At 67.9% G+C, this 11396-nt stretch carries 9 protein-coding genes and 1 pseudogene; 6 read left to right on the top strand and 4 right to left on the bottom strand.

Annotation, left to right across the window (positions count from 1 at the left end; genetic code table 11):
• Positions 1 to 186, bottom strand: a pseudogene (locus IE263_RS19765) (DUF4097 family beta strand repeat-containing protein); the annotation flags it as partial.
• Positions 187 to 806: 620 nt separating this feature from the next.
• On the opposite strand from IE263_RS19765, the gene IE263_RS19760 reads away from it, so the two are divergent.
• The 4 genes from IE263_RS19760 to IE263_RS19745 all read left to right on the top strand — a co-directional run bounded on the left by IE263_RS19760 (position 807) and on the right by IE263_RS19745 (position 7098).
• Positions 807 to 3569: a S8 family peptidase gene (locus tag IE263_RS19760; RefSeq protein ID WP_189938299.1), complete on the top strand. Its 2763-nt coding sequence runs from the start codon at positions 807 to 809 to the stop codon at positions 3567 to 3569.
• Between the two features lie 236 nt (positions 3570 to 3805).
• Complete coding sequence (locus IE263_RS19755) at positions 3806 to 4381, top strand: AMIN-like domain-containing (lipo)protein (protein ID WP_189938297.1); 576 nt, start codon at positions 3806 to 3808, stop codon at positions 4379 to 4381.
• Positions 4382 to 5537: 1156 nt separating this feature from the next.
• Positions 5538 to 6236, top strand: coding sequence for a hypothetical protein (locus IE263_RS19750; protein ID WP_189938295.1), 699 nt, complete (start codon positions 5538 to 5540; stop codon positions 6234 to 6236).
• Positions 6237 to 6450: 214 nt separating this feature from the next.
• The gene (locus IE263_RS19745; protein WP_189938293.1) at positions 6451 to 7098 is read left to right on the top strand and encodes a hypothetical protein; all 648 of its coding nucleotides are present in this window, start codon (positions 6451 to 6453) and stop codon (positions 7096 to 7098) included.
• 85 nt (positions 7099 to 7183) lie between these two features.
• Here IE263_RS19745 and IE263_RS19740 read toward each other — a convergent pair whose 3' ends face one another.
• A complete protein-coding gene (locus tag IE263_RS19740) occupies positions 7184 to 7675 on the bottom strand; it encodes an ATP-binding protein (protein ID WP_189938291.1) in 492 nt (163 codons plus the stop codon).
• 127 nt (positions 7676 to 7802) lie between these two features.
• Here IE263_RS19740 and IE263_RS19735 point away from each other — a divergent pair, with 127 nt between their 5' ends.
• Both IE263_RS19735 and IE263_RS19730 read left to right on the top strand, forming a co-directional pair.
• On the top strand, positions 7803 to 8648 hold the full coding sequence (locus IE263_RS19735; RefSeq protein ID WP_189938289.1) for a helix-turn-helix domain-containing protein: 846 nt from the start codon (positions 7803 to 7805) through the stop codon (positions 8646 to 8648).
• A complete protein-coding gene (locus tag IE263_RS19730) occupies positions 8645 to 8827 on the top strand; it encodes a DUF397 domain-containing protein (RefSeq protein ID WP_189938287.1) in 183 nt (60 codons plus the stop codon). The genes IE263_RS19735 and IE263_RS19730 overlap by 4 nt, the downstream gene beginning before the upstream one ends.
• Before the next feature lie 60 nt (positions 8828 to 8887).
• On the opposite strand, the gene IE263_RS19725 is transcribed toward IE263_RS19730, so the two are convergent.
• Together IE263_RS19725 and IE263_RS19720 are read right to left on the bottom strand one after the other, a co-directional pair.
• A complete protein-coding gene (locus IE263_RS19725; RefSeq protein WP_189938285.1) occupies positions 8888 to 9538 on the bottom strand; it encodes a DUF4360 domain-containing protein in 651 nt (216 codons plus the stop codon).
• Positions 9539 to 9695: 157 nt separating this feature from the next.
• Positions 9696 to 11318 carry an ADP-ribosyltransferase domain-containing protein gene (locus IE263_RS19720; protein ID WP_189938283.1) on the bottom strand — a complete coding sequence of 541 codons (1623 nt, stop codon included), beginning with the start codon at positions 11316 to 11318 and terminating at the stop codon, positions 9696 to 9698.
• Positions 11319 to 11396: the final 78 nt, after the last annotated feature.

The following is an 11396-nucleotide window of genomic DNA, read 5'->3' as shown; positions in this document are numbered from 1 at the left end:
CCGCAGGACGCCGTCGGCGTAGTCGACCGTGGTCTGCTCGGCCAGCTTCACATCCCGGCTCTTGGAGGGGTCCGTGGGCCGGACCTCGACCGCGGTGTCGGCCCGGTCGGCGGCGATGACCTGCACCCGCCCGGCCTGGATGTCGAGGACGGCGGCGATCGGGGCGGGGGTGGCGAACGTGTGCATCGTGCTCTCCTTCGGTTCCTTGTTTCTGATGACGGAAAAGCTACGTTGCATTCACGGGTGAGGCAACACAATCGTTGCACACAATCATCATTAGCGCAGGTACAAGCTATAAAATCATTGCAATGGTCGCCAATTTAACGCAACGATAGCCGCCTGTTCGTTGCAATGTACTGAGGGTGAACGCTATGCGGGAGGCACCGGGCGAGAGCAGCGCCCGCGCGGCGGAGCAGGCCCGCGACGTCCTCCGCACGAAACCCGAAACGCCGTCAGGCGGCACTGCCTGAGCCGCGTTCAGATCGCGGACAGACAGCCGGCTCGACGGTCACGGCCAGTGGTGTCCGCGCCGCCGGCGAGTCGAGCGCACGCTGGGGTGGACGCGCCGAGGGCATCGCCTGACGGGACGTCACCGTCCCGACCGGTGGCCGCCGTTCGGTCACCCTGGTCTACGCGCTGTCGGCGCCATTCCAAGTCGTCGGGCTCTGTGCGCCCGAGCCCCTCTGCCGGACCTGACCGCCGCAGGGGGGCAACTGCTCGCCCTCGATAGGCCGTTCGATACCGTGTCGCCTTCTCATGCATGATCACGCAGGCATCCCCCGCTGCCCGCTTCACGATGGAGCGACATGAAAAGACCTATATGGTCCACGGTCGTCACGGCGCTGATAGCCGTGACGCTCGGCGCCGTACCGGCCCACGCCGCACCGGTGAGCGCTGCGACGGCGACCCCCACGCCGGCCGACCCCGTCGACCCGGCCCTCCAGGACGAGGTCACCGACGGCGGCACGGTAAGGGTCAACGTCGTCACCAGGAGCCGTGCCGACCTGCCCGCCGCCGCCCGCGCCAGCGAGACGGGCAAGGCCCTCCAGACCCTGTCCACGCTGCCGGTGACCACGCTGAACGTGGACAAGGCCGGTCTGGAGGAGCTGGCCGCCCAGCCCGGTGTCGTGAGCGTCACCGAGGACGTGGCCGTACCCCCCACCCTGGATTCGACCATTCCGGTCGTCGGCGCGGGCAAGACCGCCGCCGCCGGCCAGACCGGCGCCGGCAACGTGGTGGCCGTCCTCGACAGCGGCGTCGCCGTCAAGCACCCCTTCTTCGGCAACCGGGTGATCACCGAGGCGTGCTTCTCGACCAACAACTCCGCCTCCGGCGTCACCAGCCTGTGCCCCAACGGCACCGAGCAGCAGGAGGGAGCGGGCGCGGCCGACGCGGAGAGCGGCCCCTGCGCTGCTTCCGGCCTGTGCAGCCACGGAACCCATGTCGCCGGTATCGCCGCCGGTAACGGACAGGGCCTGACCGGAGCCCCCAAGGCCGGTGTCGCCCCCGGCGCGAAGATCATCGCCATCCAGGTGTTCAGCAAGTTCAGCACCGAGGCGTCCTGCGGCGTCGGCAAGGCGCCGTGCGTGCTCAGCTACAGCAGCGACCAGCTCGCGGCCCTGGAGAAGGTGCTGCTGCTGCGTCAGGCCGGGACGCCGGTCGTGGCGGCCAACATGAGCTTGGGCGGCGGCCAGTACACGACGGCCTGCGACACGGACTCCCGCAAGGTGGCCATCGACAACCTGCGCGCCGCCGGTGTCGCCACGGTGATCTCCGCCGGCAACAACGCGTACACCGACGCGGTGGGCGCCCCCGGCTGCATCTCCTCGGCCATCACGGTGGGCAGCACCACCGACGACGACCAGCTGTCCTCCTTCACCAACCGGGGGCCGCTGCTGGACGTCTTCGCCCCCGGCAGCAACGTCGTCTCCTCCGTTCCCGGCAACGGCTACGCCTCGTACAACGGCACGTCCATGGCCGCCCCGCACGTGACGGGCGCCTTCGCGGTGCTCAAGCAGGCGTACCCGCGGGCGAGCGTCTCGGAGCTGGAGTCGGTCCTGGAGACCAGCGGGAAGACCATCAGCTACACGGGCGCCGCCACTCCGCGCATCAAGCTCGACCTGGCACCGCGGATCACGGACTTCAACGGCGACGGCGTTCAGGACACGGTCGTCGGCGACCCGAAGGCGACCGTGGGCGGCGACGCCGACGCCGGTGTCGTCCGCGTGGTGTACGGCGGCGGCAAGGGCACCGCCGAGATCAGCCAGGACCTCACCGCCGTGTCGGAAGGCGCCGAGCCGGGCGACTCGTTCGGGGAGAACCTCGCCACCTTCGACCACGACAGGGACGGCTACACCGACCTCGTGGTGGGTGTCCCGGCCGAGGACGTCGGCACGAACACGGACGCCGGCTCCGCCCAGGTCTTCTACGGCGCCGCGGGCGGCCTGTCCACCGGCAAGGCCCCCCTCAACCTCGTCCAGGGCACCGGCGCGGGCTCGATCCTGTCCTCGGCCCCCGAGGCCGGCGACCGCTTCGGCGCCGCCGTCACCGCCGGCCACACCACCGCAGGTGAGCCGTACCTGGTGATCGGCGTACCCGGCGAGGACCTGGGCACCGTCGCCGACGCGGGCAGCGCCCACTACCTGCGCGGCAGCGTCAACGTCGCCGTCCACCAGGACAAGCCGGGCATGGGCGGTGCCGCGGAGGCCGGCGACAAGTTCGGCTCCTCCGTCGCGGCCTCCGCGAACCACCTCGTCATCGGCTCGCCGGGCGAGGCGATCGGCACCCTGGCCAACGCGGGCGGGGTGCAGATCCTCAAGCACGACCTGAGCGCCGACGGCATCCCGGCCCCGGTCCAGGGCATCAGCCAGGACGACGACTTCGTGTCCGGCGCGTCCGAGGCGGGCGACCAGTTCGGCGCGTCCCTGGCGGCCGTCGCGTACGTCCCGTCCGCCACGTCCGCCGCGACCGACACCGTCTTCGCGGTGGGCTCCCCCGGTGAGGCCCTGGCGGTCGGCACCAGCACCGTGACCCAGGCCGGCGCCGTCCAGACCTTCCGCGTCACCGGGGCGGGTGCGGTCACCCAGGCCGCCAACCTCAACGCCGAGGTCGAGAACGTGCAGGGCGCGGCCGAGGCCGGCGACAAGTTCGGCCAGAAGGTCGCCCTCGCCAACCTGGCGCCGCACGAGCCCGGCGCCGCCGACACCCTCGTCCTCGCGGTCGGCATCCCGGGTGAGGACCTCGGCACCACCGCGGACGCGGGCGCGGTGCAGACCTTCTACCCGTTCGGGGCTCCCGGTGACACCGACTTCTGGGTGGAGGCCGGCAACGCGTCCGGTCTGGTCGGCACCCCGACGGCCGGCCACGCCGTCGGCAACCACCTGGGCGCCACGGCCTCCCGCTTCTACGTCGGTGTGCCCAACACCGCTCCGTACGGTGCCGCGCAGTCCCTGCCGTGGGGCAACGCCACCGGCGGCCGTACCGGCGCGACCGGCACGGTGACCGTCCACCAGCCGGGCCAGAACGGCCTCCCGGCCGCGGGCGGCGGCTTCGGCTGGGCGATCGGCTGACCGCGACGGTGGATCCGGACCTGACCGGACGCACCTGAGAAGTGAGGCCCTGGAGGATTCCCTCCGGGGCCTCACCCGTTCCGGCCACCGGAACGGTGATCGGAAACAGCCCGCCCGACCCCCGTCGTGCGCGGACCGCACCGCGGTGAAAGCCCTCTCCCCGCAACCAACCAAGTGCCTGTTGTCGACGTCTCAAGGGGAGCCAAACCGATCACCAAGTCCCGCTTGGAGGAAACATGCGTAAGGCATCGCGCGGAGCGTTACTCGCCGCGACCGCCACGGTGAGCCTGTCCCTGGTGGTGGCGGCTCCGGCCGCGTTCGCCGAGGCGAGCGCAGGCGCGACGGCCGCCGCCTGTGCGACTGGCTGGGGCAGCCTGATGAAGACGGCGAGCAGCAGCGCACCGGCGTACCTGACGAACGTCAGGACGGGCAGTCACGACTGCTACGACCGCATCGTCTTCGACATCCCCGCAGGCAGCACCAGCCGGCTCGGCTACTACGTCCAGTACGTCGACGCCTTCGAGCAGGACGGCAGCGGGGACCCGATCCCGGTGTCCGGCGGCGCGATCCTGGAGGTCCGCGTCCAGGCGGCCTCGTACGACATGGAGAACCAGAAGGTGACCTATCCGGGCAAGGCCAAGCAGCCGCTGCCGGGCGTGGACCTGACGGGCTACAAGACCTTCCGCGACGCCAAGTTCGGCGCCAGCTTCGAGGGCTACAGCCAGGTCGGTGTGGGCGTGCGCGCCCGGCTGCCGTTCAAGGTGACCCAGCTGTCCGACAAGCTCGTGGTGGACGTCGCCCACTCCTGGTAAGGCGGCCGACGGCTCCCTTCAGCACAGCTCAGCCACGCGCCATACGGCCGACGGCCCTGCCAGCCAGTGGGTCACCATCGGTGAACCGCGCACGCTCGACATGGTGGACGGGGTCGTCCGTCTCCTGCGAGCGCGCCCCGGTCGGTTACATCACCGATGTGTGGCTGGGCGGCGGGACGCGGTGTCGGAGGCGGTTACCGGTCGACCACCTCCCAGCGGGCGGCCAGCGCGTCGAAGGTCAACTGAGGGCGGGCGGTCATGGTCCAGCCCGTGGCGTACGCCGTGCGGTTGGCGGCGGCGCCCATAATGGCCAAATGATCAACCCATCCGATATCGATTCCTCCGAACTTCTTAGCCGATGGCGTGGTCCAGCACGGCCCCCCAGGGTTCAACCGGCAATCTTGCCCCCCAACCTACCCGCGCCACTCAGGGAGTGGTACAAGCTCACTTCCCCCTGGCCCGAGGTTCGGTCGGCTGGCACGAGAATTTATGATCCAGATCGCCTCCGAATGGACGCAGATCAGGTCGCGTTTATGGAAGACCTAACCGGCGACTGGATTTGGGCCTTTGATCCCAATCAGTCGAATGTCGCCTATGAGGGAGATTCGATCGGTAACTTGAATCGCACTCCCGAGGGTCTTGCAGAACTACTTGTACATGCGACCGTAAGGTCGGTTATCTTGCTATCCAATTCTGGCAGACTGGGCGCACAGGTGCCGAATGAGGCGTTGCCTCAGGTCCTTAATTCAATGGAATGCGTCGGTTTCGGTGGATGGAAATGGCCCCGTCCTGGGTATCGGATCTTCATGGCCGATAGCCTTTTGGCGGAAGTCGGTCCGGCAGTTGATCCGCAGGCGCCATGGCTCAGCAGGGCCGGATATTCAGCCGTTCGGATTGCAGGTTTGAGCGACTCCGTCCTTACTTATCTCGATTCATTCTCGACGGTTACATGGATTGATACGGGCCCCGATGTCTAGCGGATTTCCGATGCGCCCTCGAATCTCTCGTGGAGGCACCCGCATGTAGGGACTGGCCCGTGATCCACTATGGTGAGGGCGGGCCGATACGCGATTGCAGTTCCCAAGCCAGGCCCGTCCAAGCATTGGAACTGGTTTGACAGACTGTAATAGATACGCCTTGACACAAGGAGTGGAGCATGACGGCGGTCCCCCTGTCGGGGGCGGCTGAAATGGTCGCAGAATCTCTCGGGCTGAGCAGTGAGAACGTGTCCGGAAGTGCCGTCGTACTCCGCTCCGAGGGCATGAGGGTCAGCGTCACGATTTCCAGAGTGAAGCGGGAGTCTCCCCTCCTTTCGTGGACCGTCTTCATCGAGGACGAGGATTTCCTCCCCGAGATGCAGAAATACGGCGGAGTAGGGGTGGAGATCTGGCGGCCGGACCGCGTACAAGAGGGGGACCTCGAGTCCCTTCATAACAGGTACCTCTATCCCTGGCCGAAGAACCGTGCCTCGCTCGGCTCGGCATTGCTGGAGGATCTGGGTGAGTTCGGTAGACCGGCCCTGCGGTTCGTGCGGGACAAGAAAGATCTCGGACGTCTCTTGATGGCCGTGGAGGACGTACACAGGGGCAAGGTCTGGGCTCGGTTGTCCTCCGGGGACGAGCCGTCGAGGCTGGTGAAGGCGTTTCTCATCGCCCGTAAGAGCAGGTACAAGGATGTAGAGCGGGAGGCCTGGGCAAAGCTCCGCGAGGTGGGTGAACGGGACATCAGCTGGGAGCCGGACACACCCTTCCTGTTTCGGCAGTCCCTGGCCGACTGGGCCCGGCAGTACGCCAAGAAGACCGACGTTCCGCTTGAGGACCTGGTGCGACTGAAACGTCATCGGGTCGGGACCTAGGACCAACCAGCCAATTTGTAGATGTCGTGGTGAGTGATGTCTTCCGGCTAAGTTCCATCCAGCAGCGCGGTGGGGCGGTGTCATGCCAGCCGTGGTGGCGACTTGCCCCACCATGCCGTAGAGCCACAAAGCTGATGAGCAGGCCCGCCCCTCCACTATCCCAGGAGGGCGGGGCACATCGCGTGTGTGCCGTTTTCTGAACGGAGGGTTCGAGATGAAGAGGGCGGAACTTTTCTCGGCGGTGGCCCACGAGATGAAGGGCCTGGGATTCAAGAGGCGGAAGTCGAACTACGAGTACGTTCTGGACCTCGGTCCCGGGTTCGAGGGCTGGTGCTCCTTCGCCGACGCGACGAAAGGGGAGAAGACTGCCCTGTGGGTCGCGACCTTCGTGGGAGTGCGGAGTGCAGAGATCGAAAACCGCATCCTGGCTTGGTGCGGTGACGTCGTGCCGGGATGGGACGGGCGGTTCTACGTCCCTACCGTCTCGATGAACGTCGGCTACCTCGCCCCTGAGTCCCAGTGGCGGGAACATCGCATCGACCTCGCGGCGCATTCGGTCGAGGATGCCATCCGTCCCAATCTCTCCGATGTCACCGACATCGCCCTGGACTTCCTGCGCGAGCACGCTTCGTACGCCGGCCTGGCTGCCGCGATGAAGCTCGACAGGGGCCAGCTGACGGAAAGAACCATGGAAAGGCTCCCGATCGCGCTGGCCCTGCAAGGAGACATGGAGGGCGCCCATCGGGAACTGGCTCCGATGCGGCGGCAGGTGGACGAGGCGGCCTATCTTGCTCCGCGATACCTGCGCTACCTCCAGGGTTTCGAGACTGAGTTTCCCCTGGAGCGGCTTCGGGAGGAGTAGCGACGGAGCGTCCGACCGGCCCGTGAACGGGGGTGCCGTGTCGGAGGAGGAGATCCGGGGGTTGGTCGCTTCGGCACTGCGGTGATCACCCGAGCGGTCGGGCCTGCGCCCGTCTCACGATCCCGAGCCACCCGGGAACGTCCACCTCGGCCCGCACGGTCTTTCCCGGCGGCGGTTCCCGGTCGACCACCTCCCAGCGGGCGGCCAGCGCGTCGACCAGGAACAGGCCACGGCCGGTCTCGTCCAGCGGGCTCGCGTTCCGTACGGCGCCGGGTCCGGGCGGACGCGGATCCGTACGCGTGTCACTGACCTCGACACGGACACTCCCCGGCACCAGCGACAGCCGCAGCTCGAAGTCCCGGCCAGGGACACGGCCGTGAGTCACGGCGTTCGCGGCGAGTTCGGCGACGATCAGCGCGACGGCGTCCGAGACGTTCGTGCCGTGCGGGATCCCCCAAGCGTCGAGCTGGTTCAGGGCCAGGTGCCGGGCGAGACGGGCACCTCGCGGTGTTGCGCTCAGGCGCTGGCTGAACACACGTACGGTGACCATGGGTTGGGGGGTGGGGCGTGCTGTCATGGGGCCAATGTGGCGGGTTGGAGGGCCACTTCTCCAGGTGGGAGCCGCGTACGCTCGCGCAGCGTACGCGGTCACGCGCTGGACAGTACTGGTGACGGGGCGTGACCATGGGTGCGGGAGGTGACCGATGGTGGTCGACGGACGCGTGGGTACGTGCAGCAGTGGTGAGCCGGAGTCGTCGGACAGTCTGCGAACGTTCGGGGCGGTGGTGCAGGCGCTGCGGGAGTTCCAGGGGCTGAGCAGGGAGGAGTTCGGGGATCTGGTGGGGTTCTCCAAACACACGGTGGCCTCGGTGGAGTTGGGTCGGCGCATGCCGGATGTGGACTTCGTCGAGGCTGCGGAGAGGGCGCTGGGGAACACGGGGGCGTTAAGGCGCGGGGCGGAGTATCTGGAGCGGCAGCCGGGGCTGGCGGCCTGGTTCCGGCGGTGGGCGGCGCTGGAGAAGCTGGCGATCAACCTCTTCAACTACGAGTGCCGGATGATCCCCGGGCTGCTACAGACGGAGGCGTACGCTCGGCAGCTCTTCGCCGACGAGTTGCCACCGCTGAACGACGAGCAGATCGAGGCCAACTGGGCCGCGCGGGCGGAGCGTCAGAAGCTGCTGAGGGAGCGCCCGAACACCGCCTTCAACTTCATCCTCGAGGAGCACGTCCTGTTGCGGCGGACCGGCGGTGTGCAAGTCACCCGAGAGTCCATCGATCACCTGCTGGAAGTCGGCGAGTTGCGAAACGTCGAGATCCAGATCATGCCGTTGGAGCAGCCGTCCCATGCCGGTCTGCACGGCCCCATCGCCCTGCTGGAGACGCCGAAGCACAAATGGTTCGGATACAGCGAGGGTCAGGAAAGCGGCCAACTCATCTCCGACCCGAAAGGGATCAGCGTGCTCCAGAGCCGGTATGCCAGGATTCGCTCACAGGCTCTCACCATCCAGGACTCCGTGAGCCTGTTGCAACGGATGCGAGGAGACCTATGAGCACGTCCGAACTGGCCTGGTTCAAGAGCAGCTACAGCAGCGGCTCCGGCGACAACTGCATCGAAGTCGCCACCCGCCCCGGCCACATCCACGTCCGCGACAGCAAGGACAAGGACGGCCCCCAGCTCACCCTCTCCCCCACCGCCTGGGCCGACTTCGTCACCCACGCGGCCGAGTGACCGTAGAGCCGTAGAGCCACAGCAAGGAGGGCCGCCCGCCGGCGCGGGCGGCCCCGTCTCTCACTTGCCCGGGCACTCCTTCCAGGCCATGTGGTACACGGTGTTGATGTCGCCGTCGGTCGAGTCCATCGCCATGAAGCTGACCTTGGACGGCGAGGAGGTGCCCGCGTTGACGCGCAGCTCGGTGTTGATGTTGAAGTTGCGCTGGACTCCGCAGGGCGCGTAGACCAGGTTGGCCCAGTCGGTGGTGTCGGTCGCCTGCCAGTTGTCGTTGAGCGCGCCGTTGAAGGTGTGGTTCTTGAACACCGTCTGCGACGAGCCCTGGAAGTAGTACGAGGCCCGCTGCACGGCGCTCGCCCCGGCCTGGAGTGAGGCGAAGCCCCGGTAGTCCGCGCTGGCGATGGCGTACGTGAAGCCCTGCGGAACGTGGACGATCAGGCTGAGCTGGCAGTTCTTGCGGAAGGCGGTCGGGTCGGAGTTGCCGCCGACCTGGGCGAGGTACTCGCTGTAGGTCACCGTGAACGCGGTGTTGTCCTCGGAGACGGCGACGGCCGCCGTCCCCGGGCGACAGCCGGAGCCGTTCACCGTGGCGACGTCGATGACGATCTTGTCCGGCGGCGGGTCGACGAACCCGCCGGACGGGCTGTGCGCGGGAATCGCCGCGGTGACGAGGGCGGCGACGGCGCCGCCCAGAAGCAGTCCACTTGCCATGGGGGGTCTCTCCTTCTTCGTTGAAGTGCGGAGAACCTGTGAGGTTTCTGTGAAGCACCGCGGCGATCGAATCGTAGGGAGCTCCACGGGACGCGCCCAGGCCGAACTCCGGCCATTCACCTCGGCCCGTTCACACACCTGCTGACGAGGCGAGTGCTCAGGACACGAGGGGCTGCTCCTCCGACTCGGTCAGCTTCACGGTGCACAGGCCGCCGCGCTCGGTCTTCACATCCACCACCTCGAGCTGCGTGCCCGGCAGGAGGATGAACTCCTCCTCGCCCGTGAACGCGGAGAAGTTGCGGATGCCGACGGCCCGTGCGGGTTGCACCTCGAAGAGCGTCCGCTTGCCGCGGCTGCCGAGGAACGACCGCGCCACGCCGAGCTCGGACGTGCAGGAGGACACGCCCCACCAGGTGACGGTCCGTCCGACCGGGTACTGCGCCCGCAGGTCCAGCGGCACCCCGCGCCACAACGGCTGCGTGCGGACGGGGAGACCCGACACCGCCGAGAACAGCAGCCGCAGGTACGGGAGGTACGGGACGACCTTCGACCGGTCCGGGTTGCGGAGGATGGCGTTGATCTCCCGGTAGAACGCGGACTCGCAGGTGTAGAGGTAGAGGGCGGCGACCGCGTCGGCGGAGAGGCCGCCGCCGGCCGTTTCGTCCACCCGCCGCTTTCCGAAGTCGTGCGACCGCTGGACGTGGCGGTCGAGGCCGTTCAGCAGCTCGGCGACGGGGCTGACGGCGTCGCGGAAGTCCATGAGCGGGGTGTCGAACACGCCGGTGATCGCGGGGAGGACGAGGCCCTCGTCCTTGACGCTGGAGAGCCGCTCCAGATAGAGCTGGTGCAGTTCCATGGTGGACGTGATGAACGCGCCCATGCGTTCGGCGACCCCGCCGTCCGTGCCGCCGGCCTCCGCCGTGTGCTGGTCCCACCCTCCGCTCGGCAGCCAGTCGATCGCGTCCGCGCCCAGCGACGCCAGGGCGTCGTTCACCATGCCGAAGTGGTCGCCGTCGCAGAAGATGTCGCCCTGCGCTGCGGGATTGCAGTGGTCGATGTGCCGGACCTCGACCTCGGGATACTTCTTCTGGAGCTGGAGGACGACCTTCTTCAGGTTGCGCGCGTGCGCACCCCACCACGCGAAGACGACACCACGGTCCTCCTCGTCCTCGGCGTTCTGCTTGGCCTTGAGGATCTCCTCGACGATCCGCTCCGCGACCGGACGCCAGAACGCGGTGTGCGGGTCGGCTCCCCTCGGGCCGTCACTGCTGGCGGTGAGCGCCGCGTTCAGCAACAGGACGCCCTGCGTGAGCATCGCCTGGAACCACTCCGGCGGCTGGACGGTGTCCTGCTTCTTCAGGAGCGCGCGGATGTCGGCTATCGGCGTCTTCTTGGGGATGCCGTACTTCCACATCGCCGCCGCCTTGATGATGCAGCGGATGCTGACGACCCTGCCGAACTGGCTGTCCTTCCAGTCGTGGAAGGTGTTGTCGAACATGGCGATGCCGGTGGCGCTCTCCGGCCGCGGGTAGGGGTTCTGGCCGAAGACGACGACCTTCCACTTGTGCGGCGGGTTGGGCTTGAGCGCCTGGAAGGTCAGTTCCCGGACGGGGACGACGTCCGGGCCACGGCCCGGACCGATGAACGAGGCGGCGTTCGGCTGCGCCTCGATGACCGGCTTCAGCAGTGGAAGCCACGGTTCACCGCCGCCCTTGAACAGTTCGGCGAGGCCCAGCGGGTCGTTCGGATCGGGCTGGGCGGGGGTGTTGGCATCGATCATGGCCGGGAGGCTAACAGCGGGCTATGACAACGGCCCCGGCTCCCAACTGCGTTGTCAGTGGGGCGCTGTAGCGTCGTG

Source organism: Streptomyces aurantiogriseus, from assembly GCF_014649375.1.
GTDB lineage: Bacteria > Actinomycetota > Actinomycetes > Streptomycetales > Streptomycetaceae > Streptomyces > Streptomyces aurantiogriseus.
The sequence above is the reverse complement of the archived record's forward strand: the minus strand, read 5'-3'. Positions and strand labels throughout refer to the sequence as shown.

Excerpts from the sequence above, each read along its gene's own strand:
- IE263_RS19745 (WP_189938293.1), top strand. The coding sequence starts at position 6,451 with ATGAAGAGGGCGGAACTTTTCTCGGCGGTGGCCCACGAGATGAAGGGC.
- IE263_RS19760 (WP_189938299.1), top strand. The coding sequence starts at position 807 with ATGAAAAGACCTATATGGTCCACGGTCGTCACGGCGCTGATAGCCGTG.
- IE263_RS19750 (WP_189938295.1), top strand. The coding sequence starts at position 5,538 with ATGACGGCGGTCCCCCTGTCGGGGGCGGCTGAAATGGTCGCAGAATCT.
- IE263_RS19730 (WP_189938287.1), top strand. The coding sequence starts at position 8,645 with ATGAGCACGTCCGAACTGGCCTGGTTCAAGAGCAGCTACAGCAGCGGC.
- IE263_RS19755 (WP_189938297.1), top strand. The coding sequence starts at position 3,806 with ATGCGTAAGGCATCGCGCGGAGCGTTACTCGCCGCGACCGCCACGGTG.
- IE263_RS19735 (WP_189938289.1), top strand. The coding sequence starts at position 7,803 with ATGGTGGTCGACGGACGCGTGGGTACGTGCAGCAGTGGTGAGCCGGAG.
- IE263_RS19725 (WP_189938285.1), bottom strand. The coding sequence starts at position 9,538 with ATGGCAAGTGGACTGCTTCTGGGCGGCGCCGTCGCCGCCCTCGTCACC.
- IE263_RS19740 (WP_189938291.1), bottom strand. The coding sequence starts at position 7,675 with ATGACAGCACGCCCCACCCCCCAACCCATGGTCACCGTACGTGTGTTC.
- IE263_RS19720 (WP_189938283.1), bottom strand. The coding sequence starts at position 11,318 with ATGATCGATGCCAACACCCCCGCCCAGCCCGATCCGAACGACCCGCTG.